The following is a 16,168-nucleotide window of genomic DNA, read 5'->3' as shown; positions in this document are numbered from 1 at the left end:
AGTTTCGACTCAAGTGTCCTGAAATAACGGCAGGCTACTTTTTAGAAGTTGGCCGATAGGACCTAGCTGGCTGGCATGTAGCACCAAAATTGTTGGTACTGTTTTCGACTGCTGGTGGGGAGTCAACAGTGCAAATTCGCCTTCTTCGATATGGAATTCGTGAAGTTCACATAGGCCATTGGGTGTTTCGCACTGAGAGCAGCGATAGTTATCGTCTTCGCCGTAAACTAGCCGATGATACATCTTGAAAAGCGTGTAAAGCGCTAAGCCTCCTGGCAGCGTAGGCCAGCGAGCTGGCGTGTTGTGCGTTATTTCATTAGCGGCGCTGTCTTTAGTCTCTGAGTGGGCAAGAATATTGGCTAACGGAGCTTCAAGAAGCGAAAAGTCATGGGCTGGTAGTGGTAGACGTTGCTGAGAAGCTAGGGAGAATTCACTGGTTACTCGCTGTAAATCGTCCAGTGAGCTCAAAGGGTAGTCAATGTGCTTTAAGTCGTGTGGCTCGAAACTGCCGTTTTCCCATCCATGAATTACTCGAAGGGTTACTTGCGACTGCTTCAACGGCCGTGCAAAAAGGGTGTGCAACATTATCCGAATGTGTAGCTGTCGCTCATCGGTGTCGTTTTTGAACGCACTGTAAGGGTCAGCAAACAGCGTATGCAGGTGCCCTGGCGTATGCTCTTTCGCTTCGGAATAATGCATTTGGGTGTCCCTTTAAATTGCCGTTTTACGCGTTCATTGCGCGGCTTATATGTTATTGAATAGCTTAGAGTATGGACAGCGTTGGCCGCGATTGAAAGTCACTTTGTTTAGTATTTTGTTACTGAATTGCACTACTCAATAATGTAACTGTTTAACCACAACAAAAAATTAAATCTTAATTCAGGAAAAGAGGTGTAACGATGACTAATCCACTTAGCCGCTTCCATGTGCCAGAAACGCTTGATGCACTGCCTGATGATATCCACGATGCGATACTGAAAGTTCAAGAAAAAGCTGGGTTTGTACCTAACGTGTTCTTGATGTTGGCTCATCGGCCTGATGAATTTCGTGCTTTTTTCTCCTACCACGATGCTTTGATGGAGCGTGAGTCCGATACGCTGACCAAAGCTGAGAAAGAGATGATTGTGGTGGCCACAAGTGCTCGCAATCGTTGCCTCTATTGTGTGGTTGCTCATGGAGCGCTATTGAGAATTTATAGTAAAGATCCCTTAGTTGCTGACAATGTCGCTATTAACCATCTGACGGCTGGGCTGAGCGAGCGTCATCGCGTAATGCTGGATTTTGCGATGCATTGCGGTATTGAGATTGGCGAGTTTTCTTCCTCGTGGCAAACAACATTAGAGCAGGCAGGTTTTACGCTAGAGGATTGTTGGGATATCGGCGCCATCGCTGCCTTTTTCGGCATGTCGAATCGGTTAGTTACCATGGCGGGTACTCCCCCTAACGAGGAGTTTTATTTGATGGGGCGCCTACCGCGTTAGCATGAAGAAAACGTGGGCTTAGGCGTTACTCACAGACAGATTTTACTAACGCACAGCCTTTACTAACGAACCGCTTTCACCGAGGATAGCCTCTCCATTCACTGTCGCCAGGGGAGCCCACATCATGATGGGCTGAGAATGTGCACTGCGCAGACCCTGGAACCTGATCCGGTTCATACCGGCGGAGGAAGTGCGACATGCCTTACCTAACGTCAGCCGTACTTGGTGCGGCGCTATTTTGTTTTGCTTTTTTGGGCCTGCGTGCACGCCATGTGCAGGGGTCACTCGATGACTATGTCACGGCACGGAACTCACAAACTGCGTCCACGCTAGGGTTTTCATTCTTAGCATCGGGAATGGGCGCTTGGATCCTGTTTGCACCGCCTGAAATTGGTGCTTTTGTTGGTCCGGTGGCACTGTCGGGATATGCGCTGGGCTCTGCGCTGCCGTTTATCGTATTGGGGTTGTACGGGCCAAAAATTCGTCGTGCATTGCCTGAGGGCAGAAGCATCGCTGAATTTGCCCATGCTTGTTATGGCAAAGGTGTGCGTCATTGGGTGTTACTGGTGTCCGTGGCCTACATGGGCTGTTTTTTAGCAGCGGAGCTAACGGCGATTGGCGCTATTACAGCGCTACTTTCTGATGTGCCCCCCGCGCTGGTGATTATTGGCGTTGCGCTCACAACCTTGGTGTATACGGTAATCGGTGGGCTACGAGCAAGTCTTGCAACGGATCGCTGGCAGGCATGGCTTTTGCTAGCCCTGTTATTAGCCGTAGGTAGCGTTGCGATATGGCGGCTGCCAACGATGCCGAATGACGCAGTAATGCCCTCTATTCCCATCGCAAGTGCGCTCAGCGTTGCCTTGACGCTCGTGATTGCGGTGACAGCCGCCAATCTGTTTCACCAAGGCTATTGGCAGCGTGTATGGGCTGCCCAGGATGATCAGAGCTTAGGTCGAGGCGCTTGGCTAGGCGGTGGTATGACCGTAATGGTTGTGATGGTGATTGGCGGTGTCGGCATGATGGCCGCTATGAGCGGTGCTTCGTTAGGAGATCCGCCGATTCCCTTCTTTGCGCTGTTAACAGATGCGCCTGCCTGGGTAGCGCTGCCTGCGTTGGTACTGGCAGTGACGCTAGTGACCTCAAGTGTCGATACGCTGCAAAACGGTATAGCGTCGCTAATTGTAGGGCGTGGCGGCGAACGTCATACGGCTTCCTTAACCACCGCAAGGTGGATAACGGTAGCAATGATGGTGCCGGTGGTGCTGATTGCGCTGCAAGGATTGTCAGTACTGCGACTCTTCTTGATAGCAGACTTACTTTGCGCTGCCATCGTGGTGCCTGTGTTACTTGGCCTGTGGCAACGAATGACGCCAATTGCAGCGATTGGTGGCGGCATGGCTGGGTTAGTGGGGGCCATACTGCCGGGTTGGCTAAGTCAGGGAAGTATTGCTGCTGGCATCATGGCGGCTACCTTTCCTGGCAGTATTCCAACGCTAGGGCCTTTTTTAGGGGCGCTGCTGGCGTCTATCGTTGTCAGCGTTACACTGGCCTACCTGCCTAATCGTCAAAGCGTTAGGCCGTAACGTTAAGCCGTGAGCCAAATTAACAGGGACGATCATGATTCGCAGCCTACTAACGATGCCAGAAGGTGATGTGCGCGAAGGCGATGAACGCCTTATCGATGACTGGCAAGCGACGCCTGGCAGCCACCTATGGATAGACATGAAAGGTGAGCCTGAGGAGCGTGAACGCCAGCTACTGGAACGCTTTGATTGTCATCCGATGGCAATTCAAGATGCCCACAAGGAGCGTCATCCGCCTAAAATTGAAGAGTTTGAACATCACACACTGATTATTTACCGAGGTATTTCCTCGTTTGATGCTCAGCTAAACTTTGTACCTCAGCAAGTGTGTTTCTTTATCGGCGAGCGTTTTCTAATCACCCTGCACGCCGGTGAGGCGCTTAGTATTGAACGGCTCTTTAACGAGCACGGAAAAACGCTGCTGGCGCTATCCCCAGAGCATGTGGCGCTGAAAATCATGTACATCTCGGCAGGCTTCTATATTGATAGCTTACTGGAATTTGAAAGCGAGCTAAGCGACATAGAAGATGAGCTACTGGAAGATGGTAACGATGTGCTGATGCGGAAAATCACCACCTATCGTTCACGCTTAGTGAAGATGCGGCGTATTTTTAGTTATCACAAAGGTATTACCCAAGAGCTTACGGCCTATGACTACGCTCATCTTCCACGGGGTGAAAGTGAGACGCTGCATGCTATCACAGACGTAGAAGAGCGTTTTGAGCGCCTGTATACACTGACACAAATGTACTACGACATTTGCGGTGATCTCGTCGACGGTTATATTTCGATTTCCTCTCACCAGTTAAATATCACCATGCGCGTATTAACGGTGATTACTGCCATATTTGTGCCGTTGACGTTTGTTGCCGGTATTTATGGCATGAACTTTGAGTACATGCCAGAGCTGCGCTATCAATATGGGTACTTTTTTGTCTGGGGGGCCATGTTGGGTATCGGTGGTAGTTTAATTTGGCTGTTTAAACGTAAAAACTGGTTTTAAACCGAGACAGACGCTCGCCGTCGGCGAAAAGTTGATAGTTCGCCATGTGGTTTGAGCTTTAGTGTGGCATCCTCGCAGGCGACCTATGACCTGCAAACAACCTGAGAGCCACCTTTATGACCATCATGATTATTGGCCTGCTGATTTTTCTTGGCAGCCATTCCGTGCGTATCTTTGCTGAAGACTGGCGTCGGCAACAGATTGTTAAACATGGCGAAAACACCTGGAAACTAGCGTACTCCGTTGTATCAGTGGTTGGGCTAGCAATCGCTATTTATGGTTTTGGCCAAATGCGCCTAGACCCCATCTACGTTTGGTTCCCCCCCACGGGCTTACGCCATGCGGTAGCACTGCTGATGGTGCCTGCCTTTATTATGCTGGTGGCAGCCTATGTGCCGCGCAATGCGATTAAAGCGAAGCTTGGTCATCCGATGATGTTGGCCGTCAAAATTTGGGCGTTTTCACACCTGCTGGCCAACGGAAGACTTGGCGATATTATCTTTTTTGCAGCGTTTTTGGTGTGGGCCATCCTGGCATTTAAGGCGGCCAAAAAGCGTGATCGCCTACATCCCGCTAATCCAGTATCAACCTCGGCTCCCGCGACAATAGCCACCGTTGTGATTGGCTTGATAGCGTATATTTTGTTCGCTCTTTACCTACACGTGTTAGTTATTGGTGTACCTGTTTTTAGCTAGTAATTGTTAATAAATATTAACGGCGTCAATGGTTTATATCCGTTGACGCCGTTTTTGTTTTTATCTCTTTAGTAATAACAAAAGTTTGTTATTGTCAGATAAGTACATCCAATGTTTTAAACGGGAGTCAATTTATGGCTGAAGCAGCACCTCAAGTACCGAAGACGATGTCTGCGATGTTATTAACTGGCCACGGTGATGTAGACAAGCTGCAGTATCGGCAGGATGTTATTACCCCTAGACCAAGGCCGGGGGAAGTGCTAGTTCAGGTAACGGCAACGGCCAAAAATAATACTGACCGAAAAGCGCGTGAAGGACTTTACCCTACGAAAGGGAAAGAAGAGGTCACATCGTTTGCCATGGGGGGTTCGCCCACATTGACGTTTCCTCGTATCCAAGGGGCAGATATTGCTGGCCGCGTGGCGGCGGTAGGCGAGGGCGTGGATGCCTCCCGTATTGGTGAACGAGGGCTGCTCGATTTTAATATTTACGCTGATGAGCGCCGCGATATCAATTTAACGCCAGATTATTACGGCCACGGAGCTGATGGCGGCTACGCTGACTTTGTCGTAGTGCCTGCTGATCAGTTCCATCATGTTTCCAACCCTGAGCTGCATGATGCAGAGCTTGCTGCGATGGGTATGTGCTCATATCAGACGGCTTATCACATGATGACGTCTGCCAGCGTAAGCGCAGGTGAACGTGTGCTGGTGACGGGAGCCAGTGGGGGTGTCGGGACGGCGTTAATTCAACTGTGTCGGATCGTGGGCGCTATTCCTTACGCTGTCAGCCAGCTGGATAAGGCCGATGCGCTTATGGGGTTGGGTGCTGAAGCGGTCATTGATCGTGGTGATTTATCGACGTTCGTTGAGCGTGTATTGGCGACTACCGATGGTAAGCCGATTGATGCAGTGATGGACTTGGTTGGTGGACAGATGACCGACCTATTTATCGATACCATGATTGTCGATATGCAGGGACGTAACAGTTATCCGCGGCTATCCATCGCAGGCGCGAGTGGCGGCAATATCAGCGAGATTATGTGGACTCGGATCTACCTGTATCAGGTGCAGATTTTTGGTGTTTCCCACGGTACCCGCGAAGAGGCTGAGCAACTGATTGAATGGATTTGCAGTGGAGCGTTAAAGCCAGTGCTGCACGCAGCCTTTAAGCTCTCAGATCTGCATAACGCTGAGCGTTATTTTGTGAACCGTGGCAGTAACTACTTGGGAAAGATCGTTATTGTTCCTGACGCGCAGTGGGAAACCCACGGTGCGCCGTTTGCCTTAACCACCGACTAGGAGCAATGTTTATGAAGAATCTGCATACGATTCAGTTGATGGATACTCACGCCGGTGGCGATGTTAGCCGTATTGTAACGGGTGGTATTGATATGCTCCCTGGTGCCACGGTGCGTCAGCAAATGGAGTACCTGCGTGATGATGCCGATGGCCTGCGGCGGCTGCTGTTGGAAGAGCCATATGGTATTCCGGAGATGTCAGTAGATCTGTTAGTGCCCTCCTCGCACCCGGACGCCGTGGCGGGTTATATCATTATGGAAGTCATGGGGGATCCGATTTATTCCGGTTCTAACACGCTGTGTACCGCCACTGCTGTGTTGGAAAGCGGGCTTGTGCCCAAGCAGGAGGGGATTCAGCGCTTTAACCTGGAAGCACCCGCAGGCTTGGTGCAAATTGAAGCAAAGGTGTGCAATGGGGTAGTGGAGTCAGTTACCTGTGAAGGCCTGCCAAGCTATATCGACTCCTATCGCGACACGATTCAAGTACCTGAAATAGGGACAGTTACCTACTCAGTCGCTTACAGCGGTGGCTTTTATGCGTTGGTAGATGCCGAAGAGCTGGGTTTTCGTTTAGTTCGCGATGAAGAGCAGGCGTTGGCCGCTTGTGCTTATAAAATTGTTGAGGCGATACAAGCACAACGTGGCTTTTCTCATTACACCCTGGGAGATGTAGGGCCATTGCCGTTTTTACATTTTATGGGGCCGGAAGAGAAAGTGGCAGAAGGCTATATTCGCTCTCGTTCAGCGACGTATGTGCATCCTGGTGTTATTTGTCGCAGTACCACTGGCACGGGAACCTCCGCGCGTTTGGCGCTGATGAATTATGAAGGTCGGCTGGCAATCGGTGATAAGTTAGAGACAGTGTCACTACGTGAAACGGGGTTTATCGGCACTTTCACTGGCACACATCAAGAAGGCGATTATCAAGTGGTGGAGAACCCCACGACTGGCCGTAGCTATGTGCTGGCAGAATCTAAGATCGTGATTAACTGCGATGACTCGATGGTGACGTGTGGCGAACTACACCACATTCTGAGTGACCGTCATACTGACGAGGACTAACGTACTTCCCGGCGTAATGTGTTGACATAACCTTCTTGCTCAAGTCTCTCCCAAACCGGGGTCTTCTCGGCCTCGGTCATGCTACCCCAGCAGGCAATCTCATCTAGCGTCCGACCGCAGCCTTGGCATAATGATGAGGCGGGGTCAATGTTGCATACCTGAATGCAGGGTGACAGCGGGCGGGCAACGGGAAGGGGGTAGCTGGATGAGGTGCTGGACATGATGACGAGCTCAATGCAGTGGTAAAAAACGATGCTAGGCGAAAATCACTTAGTCCGTGCACGCCTTATGAGATCGGCACTTTACCACGCAGTGACTTCGTTTTGCCTTTACGTGTTTTGTGATCCACACGGCGGCGTTGTGAGCCTTTGGTGGGTTTGGTTGGTCGACGCGTTTTCTGCTGCTTGCCTGCGCTTTGAATCAACGTTTTTAAGCGTGCAAGAGCATCTTCCTTGTTCAATTCCAGGGTGCGATAACTTTGGGCTTTGATAATCACCACGCCCTCTTTACTAATACGCTGATCAGACAGCGCCATTAAGCGCTCTTTATAAACCGGCGGTAGCGTAGAGCTTTGAATATCGAAACGTAAATGTACCGCAGAGGCGACTTTATTGACGTTTTGGCCCCCCGAGCCTTGAGCCCTGATCTGACTGATATCGATTTCCCAGTCCGCTATCGTCACGTTAGTTGAGATAGTGAGCATTCAGTTCCTCTATGTCGCATGTGGCTCGTAAGGCTAGCACACTTAGCTCAGAGGTACCGCTTTGAGGCCTGCGACCTGCTACCTGTCATGACGTTACCCCCATGGTGTTGGCATGCCTAAATGTCTACATGAGCAGCGCTGCCACCAGTTTGGTTGATGACGTTCACCTTAGGCGGGCGAGTAATGCCGTTTTTCACATGTAGTAGTGGTTTACTACCCGCTGTATAGCTGCGCTTGCTACTCTCATTTCACACGCCACGCGTGTGCTCTGCACCTCAACAGATAACGACAAGGAGAACTGAGATGAGCAGCAAGCGTATTTTAATGATTACCGGTGATTTCACTGAAGATTACGAAACGATGGTGCCTTTCCAAGCGCTGATGGCGGTTGGGCACCAAGTCGACGCGGTGTGTCCCGACAAAGTCGCCGGCGATACCGTGGCAACGGCCATTCATGATTTTGAAGGAGACCAAACGTACACCGAAAAGCCCGGTCATCGTTTCGCTCTAAACGCCGACTTTGCCAAGATTAACCCCGCTGACTACGATGCCTTGGTGGTTCCCGGTGGTCGTGCACCTGAATACTTGCGCTTAAACCAAGATGTACTGGCGATGGTGAAGCACTTCTTTGACACACAGAAGCCGGTCGCTGCTATCTGCCACGGCGCTCAGTTGCTGGCAGCGGCGAAGGTGCTAGAAGGCAAGAAGTGTTCGGCTTATCCTGCTTGCCAGCCAGAAGTGGAACTTGCCGGCGGCCACTTCGCAAACCTGGAGGTCACCGATGCGGTGACGGATGGCAACTTGGTCACTGCGCCTGCCTGGCCTGCACACCCTGCATGGCTTGCTCAGTTTATGGCGCTATTGGATAAGTAGGTACTGACAGGTGTTCCTTTCGCGCCCAGCGATATCGAGTTCAACGCTGCTGGGCGTGTTTTCTGTTAGCCGCTATGCTGAAGAGCAGGCAATTTACTCGATAGCAGAGAGAGCATAACAATGTGCAAACTGTTTATTGATGCAGACCCTGAGCTATGGCGTAGCGCCACACACTCGCTGCGCATTGATGGCATGGTGACCAGCGTTCGCATGGAAAACTACTTCTGGCACCTTCTAGAAGAGATGGCTCAACGTGATGGGATGAACACGGCCCAACTCATCACGCGGCTTTATCATGAGTCGATCGATGCTGGACACGATCTTGGCAATTTCACCTCATTTTTGCGTGTCTGCGCGTTGCGCTACCAAGCGCTTCAGCTTAGCGGTGATATTCCAAAAAGCGTGGAAGTGGCAATTGGCTCATTAGATGCGCAGCAAATTTTGAGCAGAGAAGCTGCCACGCGTACTAATCAGATGCATTGAAACTGTTTTGCTACCGTTAAATCAGTCGGTAGATCAAGCCTGTTTCAGCTAAGACCGCTACTCTAATCGCTTACCTAAATTATCCAGGAAGGTCTCGATACGTCGTGCGTTGGTGCCGACATCGCTGGCACCTAGCCGTGATGCTGAGCGCATATCCACCTGCACGCCGTTTTGTCGCTCAGTAAGGCGAATGACGACGTCATCTTCGAAGCCAAACCAGCGGGTTGTCGCGGTAGCTTCGATAGTGTTCCCTGTTATCGCTGCTATCTGCCAGCTAGACGCTTCTACTTCTGCCTGAGCTGCCGCAAGAACGGTCGCTTTAGGCGCGGTTACTTGTAAAGGCTGCACATTAGGATAAGCATTTTGTTGCTGACGCGCTGTAGCTTCTCCAGGATAATCAACCTCATTAGGTGCTGCCTCGCGGGCGTCTCTTAACGCGACAAAGTCAGGAGGGTTTTGGGTGTCGGTGGTAATGTCATGTATGACAGGAGCCTGCTGCGCACGCTGCCACTGCTGCCATGGCATATACAACAACGCGGCAGTAGTTGCGATGACAAAGATTGCCACCACGCCTGCGCCAATACGGCGAGTAAACACACTGATTAGCAACAGCAGGACGCTTATTGCTACGGCAGCGGTTGCTGCATAGACACCATTGCGCATCAGGTTGAAGGCGTCGCCCAGGCTAATCAACTCCCAACGATAGGCTGGCCCAGCACCAGCCATTAGCAGAGCAGATGCCACCAGTGCAATAACGCTGAGCCAAGCCAGCAGCGTTGGCCAAATGCCCCCTTTGAGCGAGCGATCTGAGCGCTCCTTTGCCATATGTCTTCCCTCATTATGAATACGGTGTTGATCTACCTAGCATAGGTTGCAGTAGCGCATCTGTCTTGGTTAGACGGGGTGGCTAAGACACACTACTATGCTGCTGTTAGCAGTAATGCAAATAGATCTAGCGTGGATAGTCAGTTTGTACAATTTGAGTGTTTTACAATTTGAGAGATTGAAGTAAGCATGACATCAGCAACTGCATTAGCACCACCCTTGCGAGAGCTACTGGCGACGACCCCGAGCAGTGCTTTACCGATAACCTATCAGCAAGCGGCGAACGCGCTAGGCCTTTCGCCACCCAAGACTATTCAGCGTATCGCACAAGCACTTGAACAGCTAATGAGGGAAGACGCCGCCGCTGAAAAGCCCTTTATTGCAACGCTTGTAATTAGCCGTAGTGGAAAAGGCCTTCCGGCAGCAGGTTTTTTTGAGCTTGCCGCGGAGTTGGGGCGTTTTCCTTCATCCTCCTCCCAACAGGAAGCGTTTTACTATTCCGAGCGTGAGCAGGCCATTAAAGAATGGTGCCGCTGTTAGTTTTGGCGGAAAGGTCAATTTTTGCGCAGCGGGTTTAGCAAGTCGCTCAAACCATTGTGGTCAATTTCATGCATTAAATGTAGGAGTTGACCAATTTCTCCTTTTGGAAATCCTTCCCGAGCAAACCAGTTCAAATAGGGGCCAGGCAAATCGGCAATAAGCCAGCCTTCGTATTTGCCAAAGGGCATGGTGTGCGTTACCAGCTTCTCAAGGTCTTCGGGGTTCATGCTTTAAGCTCTTTTTAAATGAGTGATCTAAAACGTGTTTCAAAAGTGGTTAAATAACAATTGATTTTATTTTTACATGACGCGATCTAGGATGGCTATACAGTGGCAGGACAACGCGGCTGGCCATCGAAAATAACGCAACGAATAAAACCGCTGCAATAGGAGATAACCATGAGCCTTTCGCCTTTTCATCTAGCCATCCCTGTTTACGATGTCGCTCTAGCCCGAACATTTTATAACGATGTATTTGGTCTGGAAGAAGGACGCTCTAGCGATCACTGGGTCGACTTTAATTTCTTCGGCCATCAGTTGGTGATTCATGAACATCCGAAAACACCAGGCCAACAGAGCGCTCACACTAACCCGGTCGATGGCCACAACGTACCGGTACCGCACTTTGGCGTAATTCTAGAGTGGGATGAATGGGAAGCCTTAGCCGAGCGATTAAAGGCAAGGGATACCGATTTTGTGATTGAGCCATACATTCGCTTTAAAGGCGAAGTAGGTGAGCAAGCTACGATGTTCCTGCTCGACCCCTGTGGTAATGCCCTGGAGTTTAAAGCGTTCAAAGACCAGCGCCAGATTTTTGCTAAATAAGCGTGTTCAGGAAAATTGTTCCAAACAAGGTGGAGTAGTAAGCGGGTATGGCTAAGCACGCAGCGCCTGTTCCTTACGCCTATGCTGCAGCGGTGATGCGCCAAAGTAGCGCTTATAGTCTCTGCTGAATTGAGGCACGCTGCGATACCCGACCGCCTGTGCCGCTTGGTTCACGTTGTGGCTATCCTGCAATAAAAGTTGCTGTGCCTTAAGTAGGCGCAGTCGCTTTAAATATTGCGCGGGAGACGAGCGCGTAATCTGTTTAAAGTGCTGATGAAACGTCGATATGCTCATATTGGCCTGCTGGGCTAACTGTTCGACGGTAAAGTCCTCGGCAAAATGAGCGTGCAACTGCGATAGCACATGCACAATACGCGAATAGTGACCGTGCCCTTTAACCAGGGCACGCAAAGCAGGGCCTTGTTCGCCTTTTAATGCTTCAAACACCACCTCTCTTACTCTAGCTTCGCCCATGGCGGTGCACTCTACTTCGTCGTGTAAGGCGTGTGCTAGGCGTAGCACTGCGGCTTGCATGCCGTCATTCATCGCCACTGAAGCCATCGGCTTCGGAGCGAGGTTTGAATGGCTCATGTCGCCCATGGCAGTGACCATTTCACTTAGTAACGCTGGGTCTAACTTTACTGATACACCTAGCAGAGGCGCTTCTGGCGAGCCATAAGTTTCACACTCAAAGGGTAGCGGTAGAGTTTGCACGAGATAGTGGCCAGGGGTGTAGTGTATCTCTCGATCGCCTAGGTAACCTATTTTGCGGCCCTGGGCGATGATAATTAAGCTAGGTTCGTACATCAGCGGGGTACGTTCCTGGCGCCGTCCTAGGCAAAGTAAGCCTACTCTGGGCAATCGAGAAATGCTTATTCCGTCACCTGTTACTAGCGGTAAGATTAAATCAGCAAGTGCGTTACCTGCGAGAGTGGTACTGGCCACCATGGAAACTCCAAACCTGAATGGCTATTAAAGCTGAACGACAATTATGATGTTTTTTTGAGATTTTTTGTTATTTTATCGCATGTAGAAAGAGAAATGAGCAAAAAAAACGTAGCTTCGCTCATCGCTATCCAATGCCTAGCAGCGAATAATGGAAGCACTTTCCCGCCTATGCGGAATGCTTATTAAGGAGTTTCCATGAGCCAAGCAAAATCTTATGCTGCCTTCTCGGCTGACAAACCACTTGCTCCGTTCACCTTTGATCGTCGTGAGCCACGTCCAGACGATGTGGCCATTGAAATTCTATACTGTGGTGTTTGCCATAGTGACCTGCACTTTGCCCGAAATGACTGGGGTATGAGCCAATACCCTTTGGTACCTGGCCATGAGATAGTGGGCCGTGTAACCGCGGTTGGTGGTGAGGTGACCCGCTTTAAAGCGGGTGACTTGGTTGGCGTTGGCTGCATGGTCGACTCTTGCCGCACCTGCTCTGCCTGTAAAAATGGCGTGGAGCAGTACTGTCTGGAAGGGTTCACGATGACCTACGGTAGCCCTGACCGCCAAGACGGCGCTCTCACTCAAGGCGGCTATTCAGATGCTATCGTGGTTAGCGAGCATTTCGTGCTGCAAATGCCAGAGGGTATTGATCTAGCATCCGCAGCACCCATTCTCTGTGCAGGTGTTACGACGTACTCGCCACTAAAACACTATGGTGTTGGCAAAGGCCACAAAGTGGGTGTGATTGGCATGGGTGGTCTTGGCCATATGGGCGTGAAATTGGCGAAAGCACTGGGTGCGGAAGTGACGGTCTTTACTCGCTCGGATGCCAAGGTAGAAGAAGCTAAGCGCAATGGTGCGGATCACGTAGTGGTGTCTAGTGATCAAGCGCAGATGGATGCTGTCGCAGAAACGTTCGATTTCATGCTGGATACCGTCCCAGTTCAGCACGATTTAAATCCTTACCTTACCTCTTTGAAATACGACGGCACGCATATTATTGTCGGCCTGCTAGAACCGATTGAACCTGCTATTGAAGCTTTCAATTTAGTGTTTAAGCGTCGCGTGGTAGCTGGCTCGCTGATTGGTGGTATCGCTGAAACGGAAGAGCTGCTTAAACTTTGTGCAGAGCAGAACATCACTTGCGATATTGAGATGTTAGACATTAACAACATCAACGAGGGCCTTGAACGTATGGAAAAAGGTGACGTGCGCTATCGTTTTGTCATTGATATGGCAACGCTGAAAGATTCAGCTGCGTAACGACTTTCAAAAGCTAATGCCAGCTAGCCTAGCGCCATAAACGCAACCCCACCGTTGACTAACGGTGGGGTTCTCGCACTGCTGCTATTGAGTGTCGAGGCTGTTACAGGTGGGCAGAGACTCGCAGTCTGACATAGTCGGCTGTCCAGTTCCCTTGTCCATCACTTAGGCTGTGGGAGAGCAGGTTAATCGTATTATCAATAATGGCTACTTGCAGGTCTTCATCTAACCCGTGCAAAAACGGGCTTGCAAAGGTTTCGAGCCAGCCAGCGATACCGGTGGGTAGCGGTGTGGGTCGAGGTATTAACTCGATAGAATCGACATGAAAGCCCGCTGTTTGAAGCAAGTTTGTGTACTCTTCCGGGGTGGGGAAGTACCAAGGATGACGACCTCGTGAGCTAATGCCACGAAACTGCAGCGAGGCAATAAGCGCTGTACAAATGGCAGCTACGTTGCCATGTCCACCAAACTCTGCAACAAAACGCCCACCGGGTTTTAGCGCGCGTTTTACGCCGGCCAGTACCGTTTGTGGATCCAGCATCCAGTGCAACGCCGCGTTGCTGAAGACGGCATCGAACTCTTGGTCAAAGGGCAACTGATGCCCATCAATAACCCTAGCAGTTACCCCGCGCTGTTGGGCGGCGGCGACCATCTCAGCGGAAGCATCGACACCCAGCACATCGGCACCTAATTGAATGATGCGTTCGGTGAGTGCACCATCACCACATCCAAGATCCAATATACGCTGGCCAGGCTGTGGCGCTAAAAGCTTCATTACATCGCTTCCCAACGTGGGAACGAAATTCGCGTGTTCCGCATAGTGGCTGGGATTCCATTCCTGCCCTGGCGGAGTGTGAGGGGCGTTAGACATATCGGCTTCCTAGCGGCGTTATTTATCTTAGGGGTGACCCAATGGCTTCTTTTAGTATAGCTTGCTATCAATAGCATGCGTTAAACCTGAATTGAGGAGCAAAAGCATTGAGCCGCCAAATAGGCGGGGGCAATTTAGTATTAATATCCGTTATATTAAGCATTAAGAGGCTAGATGAAATGAATGATGTTATCAAACTGCTTCAATCCCACCGTTCTATACGCAAGTTTACCGATCAGGAAATTCCGCGTGGGCTGCTGTTAGAGTTCATCAAAGCGGGCCAAGCCGCAGCGACATCGAGCCATGTGCAGGCCTACACTATTATTAATGTCAAAAACTCAGCTAACCGCGAAAAAATTGCTGAATACGCCGGTGGCCAGGGGTATGTCGCAAGTAGTGCGGTATTTTTAGTTTTTTGTGCGGACATGAAGCGCCCCACAGAGGCTTCCGAGCGGACAGGCGCCAACGTTGAACGAGGCATGACCGAACAGCTGTTGGTCGCCACCGTTGATACTGCCCTGATGGCACAAAACGTTGCAGTGGCCGCCGAATCTGAAGGGCTTGGGATTTGTTATATCGGTGGTATCCGCAACAATCCTCAAGCGGTCAGCGAACTTTTGCACTTGCCCGACCATGTTTATCCGGTGTTTGGTATGTGCCTTGGCTATCCGGCTCATGATCCTGAGGTTAAACCGCGCTTATCGGTGGAGGCTATTCTCAAGGAAGATACTTACCGTGAAGATACTGATCACGTCGAGGCTTTTGACAGCACTATGCAGGCGTACTACCAAACACGCAGTACTGGCAACAAAACGACTGACTGGTCACATAACCTGACGCCGCTCTTCGATTCAAAACTGCGTCCTCACATGCGTGACTTTTTAGTTAAGCGTGGCTTTGAAATGAAGTAACAAACGAACCGAGTATGAAAAGAAGCTGAGGCGATCGTTACCGTGTGGCAAGGCGTTTAAAAGGACAGCTTTCTTGCGCTGCACGCTTACCGTGTTCATCTATACTGGTTGCATACCAAGAGTAGAGCCGATAACAATAAAAGGAGCTATTGATGAACCTTCAGCGCGCTTATTACCTGCTAGCGGCTTTTTACAGCCTGCTTCCACTTATCGGGCTAGTGGCTATTTTCTCAGGCGGGGGTACGCCGTTTGCGGTGGCTCACCTCGCGCTGGGAACGCTCGCCGTGGTAGGGCTATGGGGCTACATACTGAAACGTGGGTTTATGAACCCCCGTATGTGGCAACCTCTAGCCGTGGTACTGGCAGTCATGGCAGTAGGGCAGTTGCTAGTGGTCTTCACCATGCCGGTTTCCAGCGTTGCGCTTACCTGGATGCTAACAAGCAGTATCTTCTCGGTGATGCTAATCATAGTGCTGTTTCACTACGGCAAGCGTGATCAGCCTCTGTGGGCAACGCCTGTAGAAGCAGACGCTGCAAAGCAGCTTACCAAATTGCTTGATAGCGCTTCGCCCTTATCTGCTGTTCATTGTGAAGGTGAGCAAGAAAATAGCGTTAATGTCGCTAAAATAGGCAGTCAATATCATGCCAAAGTGACACGGCGCGGTAAAAATGGGCAAGAGACATTTGAACGCCGCTTTCAGCACCCTGAAACGCTGGTGTTTTTCTTAGAAAAATTCGCCAGCGTTTCAGTTCAGGATTTTAGACAAACGGCGCTTTCTTAAATGGTCGAACGAGCCAGGTTTAAA

Annotated in this window: 20 protein-coding genes and 1 riboswitch; of the genes, 13 read left to right on the top strand and 7 right to left on the bottom strand. The window is 50.5% G+C overall.

Annotated elements, in window-relative coordinates:
• Positions 1 to 9: 9 nt before the first annotated feature.
• Positions 10 to 699, bottom strand: a complete 690-nt coding sequence (locus REH51_RS03860) for a hypothetical protein (protein ID WP_009721582.1) — start codon at positions 697 to 699, stop codon at positions 10 to 12.
• A 200-nt stretch (positions 700 to 899) separates the two neighbouring features.
• Here REH51_RS03860 and REH51_RS03855 point away from each other — a divergent pair, with 200 nt between their 5' ends.
• From REH51_RS03855 to REH51_RS03830, 6 genes are all read left to right on the top strand, one after another.
• A complete protein-coding gene (locus tag REH51_RS03855; protein ID WP_009721583.1) occupies positions 900 to 1,481 on the top strand; it encodes a peroxidase-related enzyme in 582 nt (193 codons plus the stop codon).
• Between the two features lie 99 nt (positions 1,482 to 1,580).
• A riboswitch (TPP riboswitch) is annotated at positions 1,581 to 1,689 on the top strand.
• Positions 1,679 to 3,067, top strand: a complete 1,389-nt coding sequence (locus tag REH51_RS03850; protein ID WP_009721584.1) for an SLC5/6 family protein — start codon at positions 1,679 to 1,681, stop codon at positions 3,065 to 3,067. (Overlaps the previous riboswitch by 11 nt.)
• Positions 3,068 to 3,101: 34 nt before the next feature.
• On the top strand, positions 3,102 to 4,070 hold the full coding sequence (corA, locus tag REH51_RS03845; protein WP_009721585.1) for a magnesium/cobalt transporter CorA: 969 nt from the start codon (positions 3,102 to 3,104) through the stop codon (positions 4,068 to 4,070).
• Positions 4,071 to 4,186: 116 nt separating this feature from the next.
• Positions 4,187 to 4,765, top strand: coding sequence for an NnrU family protein (locus tag REH51_RS03840; protein WP_009721586.1), 579 nt, complete (start codon positions 4,187 to 4,189; stop codon positions 4,763 to 4,765).
• Positions 4,766 to 4,899: 134 nt separating this feature from the next.
• Positions 4,900 to 6,066: an alcohol dehydrogenase catalytic domain-containing protein gene (locus REH51_RS03835; RefSeq protein WP_009721587.1), complete on the top strand. Its 1,167-nt coding sequence runs from the start codon at positions 4,900 to 4,902 to the stop codon at positions 6,064 to 6,066.
• Between the two features lie 11 nt (positions 6,067 to 6,077).
• Positions 6,078 to 7,127, top strand: a complete 1,050-nt coding sequence (locus REH51_RS03830; RefSeq protein WP_498936904.1) for a proline racemase family protein — start codon at positions 6,078 to 6,080, stop codon at positions 7,125 to 7,127.
• Here REH51_RS03830 and REH51_RS03825 read toward each other — a convergent pair.
• Together REH51_RS03825 and arfB are read right to left on the bottom strand one after the other, a co-directional pair.
• A complete protein-coding gene (locus REH51_RS03825) occupies positions 7,124 to 7,348 on the bottom strand; it encodes a DUF1289 domain-containing protein (protein WP_498936903.1) in 225 nt (74 codons plus the stop codon). The two genes, REH51_RS03830 and REH51_RS03825, sit on opposite strands and share 4 nt — an antisense overlap.
• A 65-nt stretch (positions 7,349 to 7,413) precedes the next feature.
• Positions 7,414 to 7,830, bottom strand: a complete 417-nt coding sequence (arfB, locus tag REH51_RS03820) for an alternative ribosome rescue aminoacyl-tRNA hydrolase ArfB (RefSeq protein ID WP_009721589.1) — start codon at positions 7,828 to 7,830, stop codon at positions 7,414 to 7,416.
• 303 nt (positions 7,831 to 8,133) lie between these two features.
• Between arfB and REH51_RS03815 the strand changes: the two genes are divergently transcribed.
• Together REH51_RS03815 and REH51_RS03810 are read left to right on the top strand one after the other, a co-directional pair.
• On the top strand, positions 8,134 to 8,703 hold the full coding sequence (locus tag REH51_RS03815) for a DJ-1/PfpI family protein (RefSeq protein ID WP_009721590.1): 570 nt from the start codon (positions 8,134 to 8,136) through the stop codon (positions 8,701 to 8,703).
• A gap of 120 nt (positions 8,704 to 8,823) precedes the next feature.
• A complete protein-coding gene (locus tag REH51_RS03810) occupies positions 8,824 to 9,186 on the top strand; it encodes a ribbon-helix-helix domain-containing protein (RefSeq protein ID WP_009721591.1) in 363 nt (120 codons plus the stop codon).
• Positions 9,187 to 9,243: 57 nt separating this feature from the next.
• On the opposite strand, the gene REH51_RS03805 is transcribed toward REH51_RS03810, so the two are convergent.
• Positions 9,244 to 10,011: a DUF1499 domain-containing protein gene (locus tag REH51_RS03805; RefSeq protein WP_009721592.1), complete on the bottom strand. Its 768-nt coding sequence runs from the start codon at positions 10,009 to 10,011 to the stop codon at positions 9,244 to 9,246.
• Positions 10,012 to 10,200: 189 nt separating this feature from the next.
• Here REH51_RS03805 and REH51_RS03800 point away from each other — a divergent pair, with 189 nt between their 5' ends.
• On the top strand, positions 10,201 to 10,551 hold the full coding sequence (locus tag REH51_RS03800) for a hypothetical protein (RefSeq protein WP_009721593.1): 351 nt from the start codon (positions 10,201 to 10,203) through the stop codon (positions 10,549 to 10,551).
• Positions 10,552 to 10,565: 14 nt separating this feature from the next.
• Here the strand turns inward: REH51_RS03800 and REH51_RS03795 are convergent, their stop codons facing one another.
• Positions 10,566 to 10,778, bottom strand: a complete 213-nt coding sequence (locus REH51_RS03795) for a DUF3820 family protein (RefSeq protein WP_009721594.1) — start codon at positions 10,776 to 10,778, stop codon at positions 10,566 to 10,568.
• Between the two features lie 171 nt (positions 10,779 to 10,949).
• Between REH51_RS03795 and REH51_RS03790 the strand changes: the two genes are divergently transcribed.
• Positions 10,950 to 11,375, top strand: coding sequence for a VOC family protein (locus REH51_RS03790; protein WP_009721595.1), 426 nt, complete (start codon positions 10,950 to 10,952; stop codon positions 11,373 to 11,375).
• Positions 11,376 to 11,426: 51 nt separating this feature from the next.
• Here the strand turns inward: REH51_RS03790 and REH51_RS03785 are convergent, their stop codons facing one another.
• The gene (locus REH51_RS03785) at positions 11,427 to 12,323 is read right to left on the bottom strand and encodes an AraC family transcriptional regulator (protein ID WP_498936901.1); all 897 of its coding nucleotides are present in this window, start codon (positions 12,321 to 12,323) and stop codon (positions 11,427 to 11,429) included.
• Between the two features lie 195 nt (positions 12,324 to 12,518).
• Between REH51_RS03785 and REH51_RS03780 the strand changes: the two genes are divergently transcribed.
• Entirely contained in the window at positions 12,519 to 13,580 is a 1,062-nt protein-coding gene (locus REH51_RS03780) for an NAD(P)-dependent alcohol dehydrogenase (protein WP_009721597.1), read from the top strand.
• A gap of 103 nt (positions 13,581 to 13,683) precedes the next feature.
• Here REH51_RS03780 and REH51_RS03775 read toward each other — a convergent pair whose 3' ends face one another.
• Positions 13,684 to 14,451, bottom strand: a complete 768-nt coding sequence (locus REH51_RS03775) for a class I SAM-dependent methyltransferase (RefSeq protein ID WP_498936899.1) — start codon at positions 14,449 to 14,451, stop codon at positions 13,684 to 13,686.
• A gap of 179 nt (positions 14,452 to 14,630) precedes the next feature.
• Between REH51_RS03775 and nfsA the strand changes: the two genes are divergently transcribed.
• Together nfsA and REH51_RS03765 are read left to right on the top strand one after the other, a co-directional pair.
• On the top strand, positions 14,631 to 15,362 hold the full coding sequence (gene nfsA, locus REH51_RS03770) for an oxygen-insensitive NADPH nitroreductase (RefSeq protein WP_009721599.1): 732 nt from the start codon (positions 14,631 to 14,633) through the stop codon (positions 15,360 to 15,362).
• A gap of 152 nt (positions 15,363 to 15,514) precedes the next feature.
• Complete coding sequence (locus REH51_RS03765) at positions 15,515 to 16,144, top strand: hypothetical protein (RefSeq protein WP_009721600.1); 630 nt, start codon at positions 15,515 to 15,517, stop codon at positions 16,142 to 16,144.
• Positions 16,145 to 16,168: the final 24 nt, after the last annotated feature.

The organism is Halomonas bluephagenesis (genome assembly GCF_054790765.1).
The sequence above is the reverse complement of the archived record's forward strand: the minus strand, read 5'-3'. Positions and strand labels throughout refer to the sequence as shown.

What these genes read in the sequence shown, in the direction of transcription:
- REH51_RS03860 (WP_009721582.1), bottom strand. Translation starts at nt 699, where the DNA reads ATGCATTATTCCGAAGCGAAAGAGCATACGCCAGGGCACCTGCATACG.
- REH51_RS03855 (WP_009721583.1), top strand. Translation starts at nt 900, where the DNA reads ATGACTAATCCACTTAGCCGCTTCCATGTGCCAGAAACGCTTGATGCA.
- REH51_RS03850 (WP_009721584.1), top strand. Translation starts at nt 1,679, where the DNA reads ATGCCTTACCTAACGTCAGCCGTACTTGGTGCGGCGCTATTTTGTTTT.
- corA (WP_009721585.1), top strand. Translation starts at nt 3,102, where the DNA reads ATGATTCGCAGCCTACTAACGATGCCAGAAGGTGATGTGCGCGAAGGC.
- REH51_RS03840 (WP_009721586.1), top strand. Translation starts at nt 4,187, where the DNA reads ATGACCATCATGATTATTGGCCTGCTGATTTTTCTTGGCAGCCATTCC.
- REH51_RS03835 (WP_009721587.1), top strand. Translation starts at nt 4,900, where the DNA reads ATGGCTGAAGCAGCACCTCAAGTACCGAAGACGATGTCTGCGATGTTA.
- REH51_RS03830 (WP_498936904.1), top strand. Translation starts at nt 6,078, where the DNA reads ATGAAGAATCTGCATACGATTCAGTTGATGGATACTCACGCCGGTGGC.
- REH51_RS03825 (WP_498936903.1), bottom strand. Translation starts at nt 7,348, where the DNA reads ATGTCCAGCACCTCATCCAGCTACCCCCTTCCCGTTGCCCGCCCGCTG.
- arfB (WP_009721589.1), bottom strand. Translation starts at nt 7,830, where the DNA reads ATGCTCACTATCTCAACTAACGTGACGATAGCGGACTGGGAAATCGAT.
- REH51_RS03815 (WP_009721590.1), top strand. Translation starts at nt 8,134, where the DNA reads ATGAGCAGCAAGCGTATTTTAATGATTACCGGTGATTTCACTGAAGAT.
- REH51_RS03810 (WP_009721591.1), top strand. Translation starts at nt 8,824, where the DNA reads ATGTGCAAACTGTTTATTGATGCAGACCCTGAGCTATGGCGTAGCGCC.
- REH51_RS03805 (WP_009721592.1), bottom strand. Translation starts at nt 10,011, where the DNA reads ATGGCAAAGGAGCGCTCAGATCGCTCGCTCAAAGGGGGCATTTGGCCA.
- REH51_RS03800 (WP_009721593.1), top strand. Translation starts at nt 10,201, where the DNA reads ATGACATCAGCAACTGCATTAGCACCACCCTTGCGAGAGCTACTGGCG.
- REH51_RS03795 (WP_009721594.1), bottom strand. Translation starts at nt 10,778, where the DNA reads ATGAACCCCGAAGACCTTGAGAAGCTGGTAACGCACACCATGCCCTTT.
- REH51_RS03790 (WP_009721595.1), top strand. Translation starts at nt 10,950, where the DNA reads ATGAGCCTTTCGCCTTTTCATCTAGCCATCCCTGTTTACGATGTCGCT.
- REH51_RS03785 (WP_498936901.1), bottom strand. Translation starts at nt 12,323, where the DNA reads ATGGTGGCCAGTACCACTCTCGCAGGTAACGCACTTGCTGATTTAATC.
- REH51_RS03780 (WP_009721597.1), top strand. Translation starts at nt 12,519, where the DNA reads ATGAGCCAAGCAAAATCTTATGCTGCCTTCTCGGCTGACAAACCACTT.
- REH51_RS03775 (WP_498936899.1), bottom strand. Translation starts at nt 14,451, where the DNA reads ATGTCTAACGCCCCTCACACTCCGCCAGGGCAGGAATGGAATCCCAGC.
- nfsA (WP_009721599.1), top strand. Translation starts at nt 14,631, where the DNA reads ATGAATGATGTTATCAAACTGCTTCAATCCCACCGTTCTATACGCAAG.
- REH51_RS03765 (WP_009721600.1), top strand. Translation starts at nt 15,515, where the DNA reads ATGAACCTTCAGCGCGCTTATTACCTGCTAGCGGCTTTTTACAGCCTG.